The organism is Glycomyces tenuis DSM 44171 (assembly GCF_000427885.1).
Classification (GTDB): domain Bacteria; phylum Actinomycetota; class Actinomycetes; order Mycobacteriales; family Micromonosporaceae; genus Glycomyces; species Glycomyces tenuis.
Genome location: NZ_ATYW01000002.1, coordinates 193928 through 209960, shown reverse-complemented (window position 1 = coordinate 209960; position 16033 = coordinate 193928). Strand labels below are relative to the sequence as shown.

The 16033-nt window shown below is 67.4% G+C and carries 25 protein-coding genes; all 25 read right to left on the bottom strand.

The genetic code is table 11. The annotated features are described in order from the left end of the window. Positions 1-139: 139 nt before the first annotated feature. Positions 140-1957: a glycoside hydrolase family 3 protein gene (locus tag YWW_RS0103540; protein WP_026929015.1), complete on the bottom strand. Its 1818-nt coding sequence runs from the start codon at positions 1955-1957 to the stop codon at positions 140-142. A gap of 115 nt (positions 1958-2072) precedes the next feature. Then, positions 2073-2492 (bottom strand): type II toxin-antitoxin system VapC family toxin, encoded by a 420-nt coding sequence (locus YWW_RS0103535; protein WP_026929014.1) that lies wholly within the window; start codon positions 2490-2492, stop codon positions 2073-2075. Then, complete coding sequence (locus YWW_RS0103530; protein WP_081687166.1) at positions 2482-2721, bottom strand: AbrB/MazE/SpoVT family DNA-binding domain-containing protein; 240 nt, start codon at positions 2719-2721, stop codon at positions 2482-2484. The genes YWW_RS0103535 and YWW_RS0103530 overlap by 11 nt, the downstream gene beginning before the upstream one ends. Before the next feature lie 145 nt (positions 2722-2866). Beyond that, positions 2867-3262: a 50S ribosomal protein L18 gene (gene rplR / locus YWW_RS0103525; protein WP_026929012.1), complete on the bottom strand. Its 396-nt coding sequence runs from the start codon at positions 3260-3262 to the stop codon at positions 2867-2869. Then, the gene (gene rplF, locus YWW_RS0103520; RefSeq protein WP_026929011.1) at positions 3262-3801 is read right to left on the bottom strand and encodes a 50S ribosomal protein L6; all 540 of its coding nucleotides are present in this window, start codon (positions 3799-3801) and stop codon (positions 3262-3264) included. Before rplF ends, rplR begins: the two co-directional genes overlap by 1 nt. A gap of 18 nt (positions 3802-3819) precedes the next feature. Beyond that, a complete protein-coding gene (gene rpsH / locus YWW_RS0103515) occupies positions 3820-4227 on the bottom strand; it encodes a 30S ribosomal protein S8 (RefSeq protein ID WP_026929010.1) in 408 nt (135 codons plus the stop codon). A 69-nt stretch (positions 4228-4296) separates the two neighbouring features. Further along, on the bottom strand, positions 4297-4482 hold the full coding sequence (locus YWW_RS0103510; RefSeq protein WP_026929009.1) for a type Z 30S ribosomal protein S14: 186 nt from the start codon (positions 4480-4482) through the stop codon (positions 4297-4299). Then, positions 4482-5051 carry a 50S ribosomal protein L5 gene (gene rplE / locus YWW_RS0103505; protein ID WP_026929008.1) on the bottom strand — a complete coding sequence of 190 codons (570 nt, stop codon included), beginning with the start codon at positions 5049-5051 and terminating at the stop codon, positions 4482-4484. Before rplE ends, YWW_RS0103510 begins: the two co-directional genes overlap by 1 nt. Further along, the gene (rplX, locus tag YWW_RS0103500; protein ID WP_026929007.1) at positions 5051-5365 is read right to left on the bottom strand and encodes a 50S ribosomal protein L24; all 315 of its coding nucleotides are present in this window, start codon (positions 5363-5365) and stop codon (positions 5051-5053) included. The genes rplE and rplX overlap by 1 nt, the downstream gene beginning before the upstream one ends. Before the next feature lie 2 nt (positions 5366-5367). Further along, positions 5368-5733 (bottom strand): 50S ribosomal protein L14, encoded by a 366-nt coding sequence (gene rplN / locus YWW_RS0103495; RefSeq protein ID WP_026929006.1) that lies wholly within the window; start codon positions 5731-5733, stop codon positions 5368-5370. 12 nt (positions 5734-5745) lie between these two features. Continuing rightward, positions 5746-6018, bottom strand: a complete 273-nt coding sequence (gene rpsQ / locus YWW_RS0103490) for a 30S ribosomal protein S17 (protein ID WP_026929005.1) — start codon at positions 6016-6018, stop codon at positions 5746-5748. Then, a complete protein-coding gene (rpmC, locus tag YWW_RS0103485; RefSeq protein WP_026929004.1) occupies positions 6015-6248 on the bottom strand; it encodes a 50S ribosomal protein L29 in 234 nt (77 codons plus the stop codon). The genes rpsQ and rpmC overlap by 4 nt, the downstream gene beginning before the upstream one ends. 2 nt (positions 6249-6250) lie before the next feature. After that, the gene (gene rplP, locus YWW_RS0103480; protein WP_026929003.1) at positions 6251-6676 is read right to left on the bottom strand and encodes a 50S ribosomal protein L16; all 426 of its coding nucleotides are present in this window, start codon (positions 6674-6676) and stop codon (positions 6251-6253) included. Between the two features lie 5 nt (positions 6677-6681). Further along, complete coding sequence (gene rpsC / locus YWW_RS0103475) at positions 6682-7518, bottom strand: 30S ribosomal protein S3 (RefSeq protein ID WP_026929002.1); 837 nt, start codon at positions 7516-7518, stop codon at positions 6682-6684. Continuing rightward, a complete protein-coding gene (gene rplV, locus YWW_RS0103470; protein WP_026929001.1) occupies positions 7518-8003 on the bottom strand; it encodes a 50S ribosomal protein L22 in 486 nt (161 codons plus the stop codon). The genes rpsC and rplV overlap by 1 nt, the downstream gene beginning before the upstream one ends. A gap of 36 nt (positions 8004-8039) precedes the next feature. Beyond that, positions 8040-8321 (bottom strand): 30S ribosomal protein S19, encoded by a 282-nt coding sequence (gene rpsS, locus YWW_RS0103465; protein WP_026929000.1) that lies wholly within the window; start codon positions 8319-8321, stop codon positions 8040-8042. A 3-nt stretch (positions 8322-8324) separates the two neighbouring features. Then, positions 8325-9167, bottom strand: a complete 843-nt coding sequence (rplB, locus tag YWW_RS0103460; protein ID WP_026928999.1) for a 50S ribosomal protein L2 — start codon at positions 9165-9167, stop codon at positions 8325-8327. Positions 9168-9179: 12 nt separating this feature from the next. After that, complete coding sequence (gene rplW, locus YWW_RS0103455; RefSeq protein WP_026928998.1) at positions 9180-9494, bottom strand: 50S ribosomal protein L23; 315 nt, start codon at positions 9492-9494, stop codon at positions 9180-9182. Continuing rightward, a complete protein-coding gene (rplD, locus tag YWW_RS0103450) occupies positions 9491-10141 on the bottom strand; it encodes a 50S ribosomal protein L4 (RefSeq protein WP_026928997.1) in 651 nt (216 codons plus the stop codon). Before rplD ends, rplW begins: the two co-directional genes overlap by 4 nt. Then, positions 10138-10791 (bottom strand): 50S ribosomal protein L3, encoded by a 654-nt coding sequence (gene rplC, locus YWW_RS0103445; protein ID WP_026928996.1) that lies wholly within the window; start codon positions 10789-10791, stop codon positions 10138-10140. The genes rplD and rplC overlap by 4 nt, the downstream gene beginning before the upstream one ends. Before the next feature lie 8 nt (positions 10792-10799). Then, positions 10800-11108, bottom strand: coding sequence for a 30S ribosomal protein S10 (gene rpsJ, locus YWW_RS0103440; RefSeq protein ID WP_026922761.1), 309 nt, complete (start codon positions 11106-11108; stop codon positions 10800-10802). 416 nt (positions 11109-11524) lie between these two features. Beyond that, entirely contained in the window at positions 11525-12718 is a 1194-nt protein-coding gene (tuf, locus tag YWW_RS0103430) for an elongation factor Tu (protein WP_026928995.1), read from the bottom strand. A gap of 120 nt (positions 12719-12838) precedes the next feature. Next, a complete protein-coding gene (fusA, locus tag YWW_RS0103425) occupies positions 12839-14893 on the bottom strand; it encodes an elongation factor G (protein ID WP_051325389.1) in 2055 nt (684 codons plus the stop codon). Positions 14894-14965: 72 nt separating this feature from the next. Then, complete coding sequence (gene rpsG / locus YWW_RS0103420) at positions 14966-15436, bottom strand: 30S ribosomal protein S7 (protein WP_026922758.1); 471 nt, start codon at positions 15434-15436, stop codon at positions 14966-14968. Positions 15437-15438: 2 nt separating this feature from the next. Continuing rightward, positions 15439-15810, bottom strand: a complete 372-nt coding sequence (gene rpsL / locus YWW_RS0103415; protein ID WP_026922757.1) for a 30S ribosomal protein S12 — start codon at positions 15808-15810, stop codon at positions 15439-15441. Between the last annotated feature and the right edge of the window lie 223 nt (positions 15811-16033).

The window sequence follows — 16033 nt, the reverse complement described above, 5'->3', positions numbered from 1 at the left end:
GAGATCTACCTATCGGGGGAAGTGCGAGGTATCACACTTGGACCCCAGTATGGAGAGAAACTCCACAAAGAGTCAAGCTCATGAAAGTAATTTTCTGCTACTTCCCGGTGAATACCAGGATCGTCCGAGCGAAGCGGGCCTACCAGTCCAATCCGGACCCGATCTCGAACAGCACCGTATCGGGGTTGTCAGCTGCGGGAACGTCCACCGGAAGCCTGCCCTGCGGAGTGGTCTCGCCGAGGATCGCGGCGGCGAGGGACCGCAGTGAACCATCGGTGTAGGAGTAGCTCGCCAGGTACGCGTTGACGCCGGTGATGTGGGAGATGTCGTAGGGGGTCCCGACCGCCGCCGCGACCACTGGGACTCCCGAGTCCAGGAGGGACTCGACGAGCTCGATCTGCGGCGAGCCCGAGGCGACCGCGAACGTCGAGACCACGACCAGGTCCTTGCCCGCGGCCCCGTCCACCGCCGAGGCGATCGCGGCGGCGTCCGGCTCCTCGCCGGTCACCACCGCCTCGGCCCGCGCCCCGAGGCGCTCGAGCTCCTCGGCGATCACGGCGGTCGTGTTCTCGCCCCAGCCGGTGACCAGCACCGAAGGGCCGTCGGAGCCGAGCGGGAGGACGCCGTCGTTCTGCAGCAGCGTCAGGGCCCGTTCGGCGATCTCGTCGGCCGCCGCGTGGTGCTCGTCCGTGCCGACCACGTCCGACACGGCCTCCGCGTCGGTGAACGGCTCCGCCACGATGCCGCGGCGGTGCTTGAGCAGCAGCAGCCGCTCGACCGAGGCGTCGATGCGCTCCTCGGTCAGCTCCCCCGAGGCCACGGCCTCGAGCACCGCGTCCCGCGCCAGGCGGAAGTCCGGCGGCATGAGCAGCAGGTCGATTCCGGCCTGGAGCGCCATGACCGGCACCTTCTCGTCGCCGAACTCGGTGCGCACGCCCTCCATCTCCAGCGAGTCGGTGACGATCACGCCTTCGAAGCCGAGCCGGTCCCGCAGGAGGCCGGTCAGGATCGGCTCCGACAGCGTCGCGGGGCGCAGCGAGTCGTCGAGCGCGGGGAACTGGAGGTGCGCCGACATGACCATGTCGACGCCGGCCTCGATCGCGGCCTCGAACGGCGGGGCGTCGATCTCGGCCCACTCCTCGGCGGAGTGGGTGATCACCGGCAGGCCCACGTGGCTGTCCACATCGGTGTCGCCGTGGCCGGGGAAGTGCTTCGCCGAGGCGGCGACCCCGCCGGCCTGGTAGCCGGTGATCTGGGCGGCCGTCAGCTCGGCGGTGAGCTTCGGATCGGAGGAGAACGACCGCACCCCGATGACCGGGTTGGCCGGGTCGACGTTGACGTCGGCGTCGGGGGCGAAGTTCTGGTTCAGGCCCATGGCGCGCAGTTCGGCGCCGGCGAGCTCGGCGGCCCGCTTCGCGGTCTCGGCCTCCCCCACGGCACCCAGCGGCATCGCGCCGGGGAACTGCGTGGCCGGCTCGCCGATGCGGGCGACGACGCCGTACTCCTGGTCGACGGCCACGAGCAGCGGCACGCCGCCGTCGGCGGTGGCGGCCTCCTGGAGCCCGTTGGACAGGGCCGCGGTCTGGGCCGGGTCCTCGACGTTGCCCGCCCAGTGGAAGTAGATGATCCCGCCCGGCCGGAAGGCGGCGATGAGCTCGGCGGCGTTGTCGACCCCGAGGCGCTCTCGATTGCTCGCGACGGCGTCGGGGTCGTCGGTGTCGGCGCTCGCGCCGTGGACGTACACCATGAACAGCTGGCCGACCTTCTCCTCGAGGGTCATGGACGCCAGCTGCCCGCTCACGTACGCCTGCGCATCGTCGATGGCCCCATCCTGCCCGGTGCCCGAGTCGGCGCCCTCGTCGGGTCCGTCCTCGGACCCGGAGCAGCCGGCGGCGGCGAGCGAGGCGGCCAAACCGGAGGCCAGCACCGCTTTGCGGCTCAACTTCGGGGATCGCATCGGGACAGTCTCCCCCAGCCAACCCGCCCGTTCAAGGCCGCCACGGCGTGTTCCGCACCATGGATCCACCAGGAACGGAAAAGCCGGGGAGGAGCGCGGCTCCTCCCCGGCTCGGTCACTCGGGACCGATGATGTCCAGCTTGGGGAAATAGGTCGTGAACCTCGTGGTATCACGAGTGAGAAGCCGATAGCCGCGCACTGCGGCGTGGCCACCGATGTAGAAGTCCGGAATCGGCGACCGTTTCATGCCGCCACGGCGCTTGTACTGATTGAAGGCCTTACCGGCGAGGAAGGCGGCCTCGTAGGGCAGTTCCTCCCGCACGACCTCGTGTGGTGCCATCAGGTGCTCGAGATCCTCGATCCGGTCGAACCGGATCGAGACCTCCGCATAGATGAGTTGGTTCGTGCACAGCGGGCCTTCATCGAAGGCCTTCGCCAAAGCCCGCAGTGACCAGTCCCTCCAGGCGCTGGGGTGCCCGAACACGTCTATCCATATGTTGCTGTCGACCAGCGTCCAGACGGGGTCAGTCCCCACGGAGCATCTCCATGAGCTCGTCGGTGGTCTTGTCCATGTTCGCCGTGCCCTTCCCGGCGATACGCCTCACGAACTGCTCCCCCCGAGTCTCGGTGCGCGGAACCGGCTTGAGGATGACCTGGTCGTCCTCCTCGACGAACTCGAATTCGTCTCCTGGCTGCCACCCTTGGTGGGCTCGGATGTCCGCAGGCACGGTGACCTGCCCCTTGCCGTTCATCAGCATTCCCATGTTTGTCACCTCCTCAGGATACGTAGCACTGCGTGCCCCCTCCTACATTCTAGTTCGATCGGCGTGTCGAGCGCACCGTTCGCGGACACGCGAAAAGCCGGGGAGGAGCTGCGCTCCTCCCCGGCCTTCAAGCCGTTCTACGGTGCTAGAACTTCAGTCCGCCGTCGCGGGCGGCGTCGGCCAGGGCCGCGATGCGGCCGTGGTACTTCAGACCGCCGCGGTCGAAGACGACCGCCTCGACGCCGGCCTCCTTCGCGCGCTCGGCGACGAGTTTGCCGACCTCCTTGGCCTTCGCGGTCTTGTCACCCTCGAAGGCGCGCAGGCCGGGCTCGACCGTCGACGCGGCGGCCAGCGTGTGGCCCTTCGTGTCGTCGATGACCTGGGCCACGATGTGCTTCGAGGAGCGGAACACCGCCAGGCGCGGCTGCTCGGCCGTGCCGGTGATCTTCTTGCGGCCACGGAAGTGGCGCCGGTTCTTCGCGATCCGCCGGCGCTGGGAGACGGACCCAGACGGGCGACGGCGCTCGAGTTTGCTCGCCATTACTTACCTGCCTTCCCGGCCTTGCGGCGGATGCGCTCGTCGACGTACTTCACGCCCTTGCCCTTGTAGGGTTCCGGCGGACGCAGTCGGCGGATGTTCGAGGCGACCTGGCCGACCAGCTGCTTGTCGATGCCCTCGACGTGCAGCAGGGTCGGCTTCTCGACCTTGAACGAGATGCCCTCCGGCGCGTCGACCTGGATGGTGTGGGAGAAGCCGAGGCTCATCTCCACACCCTTGCCCTTGGCCTGCGCGCGGTAACCGGTGCCGTTGATCTCCAGGGACTTCGTGTACCCCTCGGAGACGCCGACGACCATGTTGTTGACGAGGCTGCGCGCCAGGCCGTGCAGGGCCCGCGACTTGCGCTCGTCGTTGGGGCGGGTCACCTGGAGCGAACCGTCCTCGTTCTTCTCGATGCCGATGGGCTCGGGCAGCTCGCGGACGAGCTGGCCCTTGGGGCCCTTCACGGTGACCGTCGCGCCGTCGATCTTCACGTCGACGCCGGAGGGCACCTGGATCGGCTGCTTCCCAATGCGGGACATGCTTCATACCCTCCTTGACTACCAGATGTAGGCGATGACTTCGCCGCCCACGCCGCGCTTGCGAGCCTGGCGGTCGGTCAGCAGGCCCTGGGAGGTGGACACGATGGCCACACCCAGGCCGCCGAGCACGCGCGGCAGCTCCGTGGACTTGGCGTAGACCCGCAGGCCCGGCTTCGAGACGCGGCGCAGGCCCGCCAGGGACCGCTCGCGGTGCTCGCCGAACTTCAGGTCGACGACAAGCTTCTTGCCGACTTTGCCCTCCTCGGGCTCCTCGACGCGCCAGTCGGCGATGTAGCCCTCCTGCTTGAGGACCTCGGCGATGGAGGCCTTCATCTTGGAGTGCGGCATCGACGTGGTGTCGTGGTAAGCCTGGTTGGCGTTCCGCAGACGCGTCAGCATGTCTGCGATCGGGTCGGTCATTGTCATTGGCTGTGTTTACCTTTCTCACTCCGGTTCCCCCGCGGTGGGCCGGGGGCCTGTAGCGATCTGAGTTCCTTACCAGGAGGCCTTGTGGACGCCCGGGAGTTCGCCCGCGTGGGCCATGTCGCGCACGCAGACGCGGCACAGGCCGAACTTGCGGTAGACGGCCTTCGGGCGGCCGCACTTCTGGCAGCGGCTGTAGGCGCGCACGGCGAACTTCGGCTTGCGCTTGGCCTTCGCGATGAGGGCTTTCTTCGCCATTAGTCGTTCTCCTTGAACGGGAAGCCCAGGTGCCGCAGCAGCGCCCGGCCTTCGTCGTCGGTCTTCGCGGTGGTCACCACCGTGATGTCCATGCCGCGCACCCGGTCGATCTTGTCCTGGTCGATCTCGGGGAACACCGCCTGCTCGGTCAGGCCGAACGTGTAGTTGCCGTTCCCGTCGAACTGCTGGTCCGACAGGCCGCGGAAGTCGCGGATGCGGGGCAGCGCGATCGACAGCAGCCGGTCGAGGAACTCCCACATGCGGTCGCCGCGAAGGGTCACCTTCGCGCCGATGGCCTGGCCCTCGCGCAGCTTGAACTGCGCGATCGACTTCTTGGCGCGACGCACGATGGGCTTCTGCCCGGTGATCGTCGCCAGGTCCTCGAGCGCGCCGTTGATGAGCTTGGAGTCCCGAGCGGCCTCGCCCACGCCCATGTTCACCACGATCTTCGTCAGACCGGGCACCTGGTGCGGGTTCACGTACTTGAACTCGTCGGTCAGCTTCGGCCTGATGTCGGACTTGTAGGTCTCCTTCAGGCGCGGAGCGATCTTCTCTGCAACGTCAGTCATCACAGGTCCTTACCCGTCCGCTTGGAGATCCGCACCTTGCGGCCGTCGTCGTCCTTGCGGTAGCCCACGCGGGTGGGCTGGTTGTCGGCGTCGAGCACCATCACGTTGGAGACGTGGATGGACGCCTCCTGGGTGACGATCCCGCCGGTGCGCGAACCGCGCGCCGTCTGGCCGGCCTTGGTGTGCTTGGTGATCCGGTTGACGCCCTCGACGAGCACGCGCTCGCGGCTCGGGTACGCCTCCAGCACCAGGCCCTCGGCTCCCTTGTCCTTGCCCGCGATGACGCGGACCCGGTCGCCTTTCTTCACCTTCATCGCTACAACACCTCCGGTGCGAGGGAGATGATCTTCATGTACTGCTTGTCGCGCAGTTCACGGGCGACCGGCCCGAAGATGCGGGTCCCTCGCGGTTCGCCGTCCTTGACGAGGACGGCGGCGTTCTCGTCGAACTTGATGTACGAGCCGTCCGGGCGGCGGCGCTCCTTGACGGTGCGCACGATGACGGCCTGGACCACATCGCCCTTCTTGACACCGGCGCCCGGGATGGCGTCCTTGACGGAGGCCACGATCGTGTCGCCGATACCGGCATAGCGTCGGCCCGAGCCGCCCAGCACCCGGATGCACAGGATCTCCCGCGCACCGGTGTTGTCGGCGACCTTCAGCCGCGACTCTTGCTGAATCACGTCCCGATCTCCCTACTTGGCCTTCTCAAGGATCTCCACGACGCGCCAGCGCTTCGTCTTCGACAGCGGCCGGGTCTCCATGATGGAGACGCGGTCGCCGACGCCGCACTGGTTGTTCTCGTCGTGGGCCTTGTACTTCTTGGTGGACCGCAGGACCTTGCCGTACAGCGGGTGCTTCTTGCGGTCCTCGACTTCGACCACGGCGGTCTTGTCCATCTTGTCGCCGACGATGACGCCCTCGAGCACCTTGCGCCGGCCGCGAGTGTCGACAGTCTCCTCGCTCATTCTTCAACCTCCTCCGGCGTGGCGCTGAGGCCCAACCGGCGCTCGTTCATGACGGTGTAGATCCGCGCGATCTCCTTGCGGACCAGGCCGAGCATGTGGTTGTTCTCCAGCTGGCCGGTGGCACCCCGGACTCGCAGGTTGAACAGCTCTTCCTTCTTGTCCAGGAGTTTCGCCTGGAGCTCCTTGTCGCTGAGCTCGCGGAGCTCACCGGCGTCGATACCAGTCGCCATCGCTACTCACCTGCACCTTCACGCGTCACGATGCGGCACTTCATGGGCAGTTTGTGGATCGCCCGCATCAGCGCCTCGTGGGCGATGGTCTCGGTCGGGAACGACAGCTCGAACATCACCCGGCCGGGCTTGACGTTGGCCACCCAGAACTCGGGCGAGCCCTTGCCGGAGCCCTGACGGGTCTCGGCCGGCTTCTTCGTGATGGCGCGGTCCGGGAAGATGTTGATCCAGACCTTGCCGCCGCGCTTGATGTGGCGGGTCATCGCGATACGGGCCGCCTCGATCTGGCGGTTGGTCACGTAGCTGTGCTCCAGCGCCTGGATGCCGTACTCGCCGAACGTCACTCGAGTGCCGCGAGTCGCCTTGCCCTTGCGCTTGGGCGCGTGGGGCTTGCGGTAACCGCGCGGCGGTTTCCGTGGCATGAGCATGTCGCTCAACCCTCCTGCTTCTTCGTCTCGGCGGAGCCGGCGGCGCCGACCTCGGTCGCCGGAGCGGCCGACTCGCCCGCGGGCTGCGCGCCCTGCGGCGTGCCCGTGTTCGCGGTGCGGCCCCGGCTTCCGCGGCCACCGCGGCCGCGACCGGGACGCCCGCCCCGCTCGCCGCCCGAGTCGCGTCGGCGCTGCACCTGCTCGGCCTGCTCCTTGAGCGTGGCCTCGCCCTTGTAGATCCACACCTTCACGCCGATGCGGCCGAAGGTCGTGTGGGCCTCGAACAGGCCGTAGTCGATGTTCGCGCGGAGCGTGTGCAGCGGGACCTGGCCCTCGCGGTACTGCTCGGAGCGGCTCATCTCGGCGCCGCCGAGGCGGCCGGCGCACTGCACCTTGATGCCCTTGACCGTCGGGTTGCGCATGGCCGACTGGATGGCCTTGCGCATGGCGCGGCGGAAGTTGACGCGGCTGGCGAGCTGCTCGGCCACGCCCTGGGCGACGAGCTGAGCATCGACGTCGGGGTTCTTGACCTCGATGATGTTCAGCTGGACCTGCTTGCCGGTCAGCTTCTCCAGGCGTCCGCGCAGCCGGTCCGCCTCGGCGCCCTTGCGGCCGATGACGATGCCCGGGCGGGCGGTGTGGATGTCGACGCGGACCCGCTCGCGGGTGCGCTCGATGTCGACCTTGCTGATGCCGGCGCGCTCGAGACCCTCGGTCATGAGCTTGCGGATCTTCACGTCCTCGCCGACGTAGTCGGCGTATTCCTTGTCGGCGTACCAGCGCGACGTCCAGTCACTGCTGATGCCGAGGCGGTACCCGTGCGGGTGGATCTTCTGACCCATTACTCGGTCTCCTCCTTTTCAGCGGACTCGGACTTCTCGTCGGCCTCGGCCGGCTTGTCGGCCTTCGGCTCCGCCTTGGGGGCGGCGGCCTTGGGCCGGCGGATCGAGCCCGCGTCGACCGGGGCGGCCTGAACGGACTCCACCACCACGGTGATGTGGCTGGTGCGCTTGTTGATCCGATAGGCGCGGCCGTGGGCCCGGGGGCGGTAGCGGCGCATCGTCGGGCCCTCGTCGACCTTGATCTCGGAGATCAAGAGCGACTCGGGGTCCAGGCCCAGGTTGTTCTCCGCGTTGGCCGAGGCCGACGCGACGACCTTGTACACGACCTCGGCCGCGCTGTAGGGCGCGAACTCGAGGGTCGTCAGGGCCTCGTCCACGGGCAGGCCACGCACGAGGTCGACGACGCGGCGCGCCTTGCGCGGAGCGACGCGGACGTACCGCGCCACCGCGCGCGCCTTCGGAGCCTCCTGCTCCAGTGTTGCCATCGTTCTATTCCTTCGTTCGTTCTCGAAGCCCGTGGCCTAGCGGCGACGGCTCTTGCGGTCGTCCTTCTCGTGGCCGCGGAACGTGCGGGTGGGCGCGAACTCGCCGAGCTTGTGCCCCACCATGTTCTCGGTGACGTACACCGGAACGTGCTTCCGCCCGTCGTGGACCCCGAAGGTCAGCCCGATGAAGTCGGGCGTGATCGTGGAGCGACGCGACCAGGTCTTGATGACGTTCTTGGACTTGGACTCGATCGCCGCGTCCACCTTCTTCTGGAGGTGGTCGTCGACGAAGGGGCCCTTCTTCAAGCTGCGACCCATGGCTTACTTACCCCGCTTCCGGCTGGCCTTGCGACGACGGACGATGAGCCTGTCGTTCGGGTGGTTCTTCTTCCGCGTGCGGCCCTCCGGCTTGCCCTTCGGGTTCACCGGGTGGCGGCCGCCGGAGGTCCGGCCCTCGCCGCCGCCGTGCGGGTGGTCGACCGGGTTCATGACGACACCGCGGACGGTCGGGCGCCAGCCCTTCCAGCGCATGCGGCCGGCCTTGCCCCAGTTGATGTTGCCCTGCTCGGCGTTGCCGACCTCGCCGACGGTGGCGCGGCAGGTCACCTGGACCAGGCGGATCTCGCCGGAGGGCATGCGCAGGTGCGCGTACTTGCCTTCGCGGGCGAGCAGCTGGATCGAGGCGCCGGCGCTGCGGCCGAGGGCCGCGCCGCCGCCGGGCTTGAGCTCCACGGCGTGCACGGTCGTACCGACCGGGATGTGCCGCAGTTCGAGCGAGTTGCCCGGCTTGATGTCGGCCTCGGGGCCGTTCTCGATCCGGTCGCCCTGCTTGACGCCTTTCGGCGCGAGGATGTAGCGCTTCTCGCCGTCGGCGTAGTGCAGCAGCGCGATGTTCGCGGTGCGGTTCGGGTCGTACTCGATCTCCGCGACCTTCGCCGGCACGCCGTCCTTGTCGTGGCGGCGGAAGTCGATCACGCGGTAACGGCGCTTGTGGCCGCCGCCGCGGTGGCGGGTCGAGATCTTGCCGGAGTTGTTGCGGCCGCCGGTCTTGGTGATCGGGCGGACGAGCGACTTCTCGGGCGTCGAACGGGTGATCTCGGCGAAGTCGGAGACGCTGGACCCGCGACGACCCGGGGTCGTCGGCTTGTACTTGCGAATGGCCATTGCTTCTTGCTCCTACGAGATCTGTCCGCCGAAGATCTCACCCAGGCGACCGGGGTCGCCCTCGACGGTGACGATCGCGTGCTTGACGCTCTTGCGCTGTCCCCAGCCGTCACGGGTCCGCTTGCGCTTGCCGTCGCGGTTCAGGGTGTTCACGCTCTTGACGTCCACACCGAAGATCTGCTTGATGGCGATCTTGATGTGGCTCTTGTTGGCGCGCGGGTCGACCTCGAAGGTGTACTTGCCCTCGCCGAGGAGGGTGTAGGTCTTCTCCGAGATGACCGGCTTGATGATGATGTCGCGCGGGTCGGCGACGGTCACTTCGCTCATGCCGCGACCTCCTGCTCGGTCCGGTCAGCGATGAACGCCTCGATGGCGGCCTCGCTGAACACGATGTCCTCGTTGTTGAGCACGTCGTAGGTGTTGACCTGGCCCCAGTCGATGAGGTGCACCTCGGGGAGGTTGCGAAGGCTGAGCTTCGCGGTCTCCTCGTCGCGGGCGAGCACCACCAGGATCTTCTTCGCCTCGGTGGTCGCCTCGATCGCGGCCTTGGCGTCCTTCGTCTTCGGCGTCTCCGCCTCGATGAAGGAGCTGACGACGTGCAGGTTGCCGCCCCGCACCCGGTCGGTGAGGGCGCCGGCCAGGGCCGCGGCCTTCATCTTCCGGGGGGTGCGCTCGGCGAACGACCGCGGCTTGGGGCCGTGGACGACGCCGCCGCCGGCGAACTGCGGCGCGCGGATCGAGCCCTGGCGGGCGCGGCCGGTGCCCTTCTGGCGGTACGGCTTCTTGCCGCCGCCGCGGACCTCGCCGCGGGTCTTGGTGCTCGCCGTGCCGCTGCGCGCGGCGGCGAGCTGCGCGGTCACGACCTGGTGCATGAGCGGGATGTTCGGCTCGACGTCGAAGATCGACGCCGGGAGCTCGATGGTCTTCCCGGTCTCCTTGCCAGCGGCGTCTTTGACTTTGATCTCAAGGCTCATTTGGTAGCCACCTGCTTCACTGCGCTGCGGACGAGCACCAGGCCGTTCTTGGGGCCGGGGACGGCGCCGACGATGAGCAGCAGCCCGCGCTCGGCGTCGACCGCCTGGATGCGCAGGTTCTGCGTCGTGTGGCGGTTGCCGCCCATGCGGCCGGCCATGCGCATGCCCTTGAAGACGCGGCCCGGCGTGGCGCAGCCGCCGATCGAACCGGGCGCGCGGTGCACCTTGTGGGCACCGTGGCTGGCGCCGAGGCCGCCGAAGCCGTGGCGCTTCATGACGCCGGCGAAGCCCTTGCCCTTGGTGGTGCCGGTGACGTCGACCAGCTCGCCGGCCTCGAAGGTCGTGGCCTCGACGGTCTGGCCGAGCTCGTAGTCGGCGGCGTCGGAGGTGCGCAGTTCGACCAGGTGGCGACGCGGAGCGACGCCGGCCTTCTCGAAGTGGCCCTGAATCGGCTTGGTGACGTTCTTGAGTTTGACGTCGCCGAAGCCCAGCTGCACGGCCGAGTAGCCGTCGACGTCCGGTTTGCGAATCTGGGAGACGACGCACGGGCCGGCCTGCACCACGGTGACGGGTACGGCGCGGCCGTTCTCGTCCCAAACCTGGGTCATGCCGAGCTTGGTGCCCAGGATTCCCTTGATCTGCCTGTCCATTGGTGCCCCTACAGCTTGATCTCGATGTCGACGCCGGCCGGCAGGTCGAGGCGCATCAGCGAGTCGACCGTCTTCGGTGTCGGGTCGAGGATGTCGATGAGACGCTTGTGCGTGCGCATCTCGAAGTGCTCGCGCGAGTCCTTGTACTTGTGCGGCGACCGGATCACACAGAAACGGTTGATCTCGGTCGGCAGCGGCACCGGCCCGGAGATGGCGGCCCCCGTACGGGTGACCGTCTCCACGATCTTGCGGGCCGAGGAGTCCACGACCTCGTGGTCGTAGGCTTTCAGCCTGATGCGGATCTTCTGTCCCGCCATGGTTCCTTACCTTACGTAAATTGGCTGTTCAGACCGCTCCACGCGGTCGGGCGTGTCGCGAGCTTCAGGCACATGGGGACACGGTTTTCCGTGTCTTGACGTCTTGGCTCGCCCGCCTGCCCGCCGTGAACGGTCCCTCTCGGCGCCTGGTGGTGCCTACTCGGGCCCGCGGGCCGGGCGTGAGCACCAGCGACGAACCTATGGGCGGTTCGCGGTCTTCGCCTGGAGCGAAGGCGCGCTGATGCGAACGCAACCTGCATATTATGCCGGATCCGATGTTTCGCCAGCAAGCGGGGGCCGGGTGGCAGTGGGGCAGGTTACGCGTATGGAGCTGTGCTGCGCGGCCTCCGGGGCCGGAGCTCCGAGGCGGCAGAAAACCGGGGCGACTCCGTTGGGAATCGCCCCGGTGTGCGGTCTTACTTGACGACCTTGGTGACGCGGCCGGAACCGACGGTGCGCCCGCCTTCGCGGATCGCGAAGAGCAGACCGTCGTCCATGGCGACCGGCTGGATGAGCTCGACCTTCATGGAGGTGTTGTCACCGGGCATGACCATCTCGGTGCCCTCGGGGAGGGTCACGACGCCGGTCACGTCCGTGGTCCGGAAGTAGAACTGCGGACGGTAGTTGTTGAAGAACGGCGTGTGGCGGCCACCCTCGTCCTTGGACAGGATGTACACCTCGGCCTCGAACTCCGTGTGCGGGGTGGTGGTGCCGGGCTTGGTGACGACCATGCCGCGCTCCACCTCCTCGCGCTTGGTGCCGCGGAGCAGCAGGCCGACGTTCTCGCCGGCGCGCGCGTCGTCGAGGGTCTTGCGGAACATCTCGATGGCGGTCACCTTGGTGTTGATCGAGCCCTCGCGGATGCCGACGATCTCGACGTCCTCGTTGGGCAGGAGCACACCGCGCTCGACGCGGCCGGTCACGACGGTGCCGCGGCCGGTGATCGTGAAGACGTCCTCGACGGGCATGAGGAACGGCTTGTCGATCTCGCGCTCGGGCTCGGGGATCGAGTCGTCGACGGACTGCATGAGCTCGGCGACCGCGTCGACCCACTTCTGCTCGCCCTCGAGGGCGCCCAGCGCGGAGACCTTCACGACCGGGGCGTCGTCGCCCGGGAAGTTCTGGTCGGACAGCAGCTCGCGGACCTCCATCTCGACGAGCTCGAGGATCTCCTCGTCGTCGACCATGTCGGCCTTGTTGAGCGCCACGACGATGTACGGGACACCGACCTGGCGGGCGAGCAGGACGTGCTCACGGGTCTGCGGCATGGGGCCGTCGGCGGCGGACACGACCAGGATCGCGCCGTCCATCTGGGCCGCGCCGGTGATCATGTTCTTGATGTAGTCGGCGTGGCCGGGGCAGTCGACGTGAGCGTAGTGCCGGGTCTCGGTCTGGTACTCGACGTGGGAGATCGAGATGGTGATGCCGCGCTGCTTCTCTTCGGGCGCGTTGTCGATCTCGTCGAACGGCGTGTACGGGTTGAGGTCCGGGTGCTTGTCGTGCAGCACCTTGGTGATGGCGGCCGTGAGCGTGGTCTTGCCGTGGTCGACGTGACCGAGCGTGCCGATGTTGACGTGAGGCTTAGTCCGCTCGAACTTTTCCTTAGCCACTTCGTCCTCCTGTGGACTGAATAAATCTGGTTTGACTTAACTGACCCATTGCGTCGCGAAGATCCCGTGGCAACAGGTGGGTTCACGGGCGGGAGGACAGGCTTGCCCTCCCGGGCCCGTTTACTCGCCTGTCGCCTTGGCGATGATCTCCTTGGCGACGTTCGCCGGGACTTCGGCGTAGGTGTCGAACTGCATTGAGTAGTTCGCGCGGCCGGCCGTCTTCGACCTGAGGTCTCCGACGTAGCCGAACATCTCCGACAGCGGCACCTGGGCCTTGACCGTGCGGTCGTTGCCCCGCTCGCCCATCTCCTGGACCATGCCGCGCCGAGAGTTGATGTCGCCGATGACATCGCCCATCGATTCCTCCGGGCAGATGACCTCGACGGACATCATCGGCTCGAGCAGTACTGGCTTCGCCCGCTTCGCGGCCTCCTTCAGCACCATCTTGCCTGCGATCTTGAAGGCCATCTCCGAGGAGTCGACCTCGTGGTACTGACCGTCGGTCAGCTCCAGCTTCACGCCCACCAGCGGGTAGCCCGCCAGCACGCCGTCGCCCAGCGCGTCCTCCGCGCCGGCCTTGACCGACGGGATGTACTCGCGCGGGATGCGGCCACCGGTGATCTGGTCGTCGAAGGCGAAGATCTCGCTCTCGTTCGACTCCATCTTGAGCGGCTCGATGTTGACGATGACCCGCGCGAACTGACCGGAACCACCGGTCTGCTTCTTGTGCAGGTACTCGATCTTCTCGACCCGCTGGGAGATGGTCTCCCGGTAGGCCACCTGCGGCTTGCCGATGTTGGCCTCGACGTTGAACTCCCGCTTCATGCGGTCGACCAGGATGTCGAGGTGCAGCTCGCCCATGCCGGAGATGACGGTCTGGCCGGTCTCCTCGTCGGTCTGGACCCGGAAGGTCGGGTCCTCCTCGGCGAGGCGCTGGATCGCGGTGGCCAGCTTGTCCTGGTCGGCCTTCGACTTGGGCTCGATGGCCACGTCGATGACCGGCTCGGGGAAGATCATCGACTCCAGGATCACCTGGTTGTTCGAGTCGGTCAGCGTGTCACCGGTGGTGGTCTGCTTCAGACCCTGGATCGCGATGATGTCGCCGGCCTGGGCGTCCTTGCGCTCCTCGCGCTTGTTGGCGTGCATCTGGTAGATCTTGCCGATGCGCTCCTTGCGGCTCTTGGTCGAGTTCATGACCTGAGTGCCGGTCTCGATGGTGCCCGAGTAGATGCGGGCGTAGGTGAGACGTCCGAGGTGCTTGTCGGTCTGGATCTTGAACGCCAGGGCGCTGAAGGGCTCTTCGACGTCCGCGTGGCGCTCGGCCGGGGTCTCGTTGTCGATGAGGGTCCCCTGGATGGCCGCGATGTCCAACGGAGAAGGCAGGTAGTCGACCACCGCGTCGAGCAGCGGCTGCACGCCCTTGTTCTTGAAGGCCGTGCCGCACAGCACCGGGTTGATCTGGTTCGCGATGGTGCCCTTGCGGATCGCGGCCTTGATCTCGGCGGCGCTGATCTCCTCGCCCTCGAGGTACTTCTCGGCGAAGTCGTCGTCGACGTCGGAGAGGGTCTCCAGGAGCTTCTCGCGGTACTCCTCGGCCTGCTCGGCCAGGTCCGCGGGGATCTCCTCGGTCTCGTACTCCTCGCCGAGGCCGGTCTCGCCGCGCCACACCTTGGCGTTCATCTCGACCAGGTCGACGACGCCGATGAAGTCGGCCTCGGCCCCGATCGGCAGCTGGATCACCGCGGTGTTGGAGTTGAGGCGGTCGGCCATCATCTCCACGCAGCGGAAGAAGTTCGCGCCGGTGCGGTCGAGCTTGTTGACGAAGCACATGCGCGGGACGCTGTACTTGTCGGCCTGACGCCACACGTTCTCGGTCTGCGGCTCCACGCCGGCGACGCCGTCGTAGACCGCGATGGCCGAGTCCAGGACACGCAGGGACCGCTCGACCTCGACGGTGAAGTCGACGTGGCCGGGCGTGTCGATGATCTGGATGATGTGGTCGTCCCACTCGCACTTGGTGGCGGCGGAGGTGATGGTGATGCCCCGCTCCTGCTCCTGCTCCATCCAGTCCATGGTGGCGGCGCCTTCGTGGACCTCACCGATCTTGTGCGACACGCCCGTGTAGTACAGGATGCGCTCGGTGGTGGTGGTCTTGCCGGCGTCGATGTGCGCCATGATGCCGATGTTGCGGAGCTTGGCCAGGGCCTCGTTCGCTTTGTTAGCCACGACTGCCTTCTCTGAGAGTCACTACCAGCGGTAGTGGGCGAATGCCTTGTTGGAATCGGCCATCTTGTGAGTGTCCTCGCGCTTCTTCACCGCGGCGCCGAGGCCGTTGGAGGCGTCGAGGATCTCGTTGGTGAGCCGCTCGACCATGGTCTTCTCGCGGCGGTCGCGCGCGAAGCCGACCAGCCAGCGCAGGCCCAGGGTGGTGGCTCGCTGCGGACGGACGTCGACCGGCACCTGGTAGGTCGCGCCGCCGACGCGGCGGGAGCGGACCTCGAGGGTGGGCTTGACGTTGTCCAAGGCGCGCTTGAGGACGACCACGGGATCCTGGTCGGCCTTCTGGCGGCAGTTCTCCAGCGCCTCGTAGACGATGCGCTCGGCGAGGCGGCGCTTGCCGTCCTTGAGGACCTTGTTGATCAGCTGGGTGACGAGCACCGAGTTGTAGACCGGATCGGCAGTCAGGGGCCGACGCGGCGCGGGGCCTTTACGTGGCATGTCTACTTCTCCTTCTTCGCACCGTAGCGGCTGCGGGCCTGCTTGCGGTCGCGGACACCCTGGGTGTCGAGCGCGCCGCGGATGATCTTGTAACGGACACCGGGGAGGTCGCGGACACGACCGCCGCGGACCAGCACGATGGAGTGCTCCTGGAGGTTGTGGCCCACACCCGGGATGTAGGCGGTGACCTCGGTGCCGTTCATGAGCCGGACGCGGGCGACCTTGCGCATGGCCGAGTTCGGCTTCTTGGGCGTGGTGGTGTACACGCGCGTGCAGACGCCGCGGGCCTGCGGGCTGCCCTTCAGCGCGGGCGTCTTGTTCTTGTTGGTCCTGGCCTTGCGGCCTTTGCGGACCAGCTGCTGGATGGTTGGCACTGAGCCGAACCCCTCTCAACACGTTGACCGGTTGCGTATTCCTGTCTTGTCGGCGTCACCTGAAGTCCTGCTCAGAGGAGCAGGATCCCGTCCCCCGCGTTCGGGCGTGTCGCGTCTCTCCGGACCCATGCCAGCCTGGTGCGAAGCGCGCTTCGCGCCGCTCAAGCTGGTTCAGACGCGTTCGTGATCTCGAATGAGACTGACTATGTGGAGTCAATATTCA

What these genes read in the sequence shown, in the direction of transcription:
- rpmC (WP_026929004.1), bottom strand. Translation starts at nt 6,248, where the DNA reads ATGGCGACTGGTATCGACGCCGGTGAGCTCCGCGAGCTCAGCGACAAG.
- rpsJ (WP_026922761.1), bottom strand. Translation starts at nt 11,108, where the DNA reads ATGGCGGGACAGAAGATCCGCATCAGGCTGAAAGCCTACGACCACGAG.
- rplR (WP_026929012.1), bottom strand. Translation starts at nt 3,262, where the DNA reads ATGGCGAGCAAACTCGAGCGCCGTCGCCCGTCTGGGTCCGTCTCCCAG.
- rplD (WP_026928997.1), bottom strand. Translation starts at nt 10,141, where the DNA reads ATGAGCCTTGAGATCAAAGTCAAAGACGCCGCTGGCAAGGAGACCGGG.
- rplB (WP_026928999.1), bottom strand. Translation starts at nt 9,167, where the DNA reads ATGGCCATTCGCAAGTACAAGCCGACGACCCCGGGTCGTCGCGGGTCC.
- rpsS (WP_026929000.1), bottom strand. Translation starts at nt 8,321, where the DNA reads ATGGGTCGCAGCTTGAAGAAGGGCCCCTTCGTCGACGACCACCTCCAG.
- rplV (WP_026929001.1), bottom strand. Translation starts at nt 8,003, where the DNA reads ATGGCAACACTGGAGCAGGAGGCTCCGAAGGCGCGCGCGGTGGCGCGG.
- rpsC (WP_026929002.1), bottom strand. Translation starts at nt 7,518, where the DNA reads ATGGGTCAGAAGATCCACCCGCACGGGTACCGCCTCGGCATCAGCAGT.
- rplF (WP_026929011.1), bottom strand. Translation starts at nt 3,801, where the DNA reads ATGTCCCGCATTGGGAAGCAGCCGATCCAGGTGCCCTCCGGCGTCGAC.
- rplE (WP_026929008.1), bottom strand. Translation starts at nt 5,051, where the DNA reads ATGACTGACGTTGCAGAGAAGATCGCTCCGCGCCTGAAGGAGACCTAC.
- rplX (WP_026929007.1), bottom strand. Translation starts at nt 5,365, where the DNA reads ATGAAGGTGAAGAAAGGCGACCGGGTCCGCGTCATCGCGGGCAAGGAC.
- rpsH (WP_026929010.1), bottom strand. Translation starts at nt 4,227, where the DNA reads ATGACAATGACCGACCCGATCGCAGACATGCTGACGCGTCTGCGGAAC.
- fusA (WP_051325389.1), bottom strand. Translation starts at nt 14,893, where the DNA reads ATGGCGCACATCGACGCCGGCAAGACCACCACCACCGAGCGCATCCTG.
- YWW_RS0103540 (WP_026929015.1), bottom strand. Translation starts at nt 1,957, where the DNA reads ATGCGATCCCCGAAGTTGAGCCGCAAAGCGGTGCTGGCCTCCGGTTTG.
- YWW_RS0103510 (WP_026929009.1), bottom strand. Translation starts at nt 4,482, where the DNA reads ATGGCGAAGAAAGCCCTCATCGCGAAGGCCAAGCGCAAGCCGAAGTTC.
- rpsQ (WP_026929005.1), bottom strand. Translation starts at nt 6,018, where the DNA reads ATGAGCGAGGAGACTGTCGACACTCGCGGCCGGCGCAAGGTGCTCGAG.
- rpsG (WP_026922758.1), bottom strand. Translation starts at nt 15,436, where the DNA reads ATGCCACGTAAAGGCCCCGCGCCGCGTCGGCCCCTGACTGCCGATCCG.
- YWW_RS0103530 (WP_081687166.1), bottom strand. Translation starts at nt 2,721, where the DNA reads ATGGGAATGCTGATGAACGGCAAGGGGCAGGTCACCGTGCCTGCGGAC.
- rplW (WP_026928998.1), bottom strand. Translation starts at nt 9,494, where the DNA reads ATGAGCGAAGTGACCGTCGCCGACCCGCGCGACATCATCATCAAGCCG.
- rplP (WP_026929003.1), bottom strand. Translation starts at nt 6,676, where the DNA reads ATGCTCATGCCACGGAAACCGCCGCGCGGTTACCGCAAGCCCCACGCG.
- rplC (WP_026928996.1), bottom strand. Translation starts at nt 10,791, where the DNA reads ATGGACAGGCAGATCAAGGGAATCCTGGGCACCAAGCTCGGCATGACC.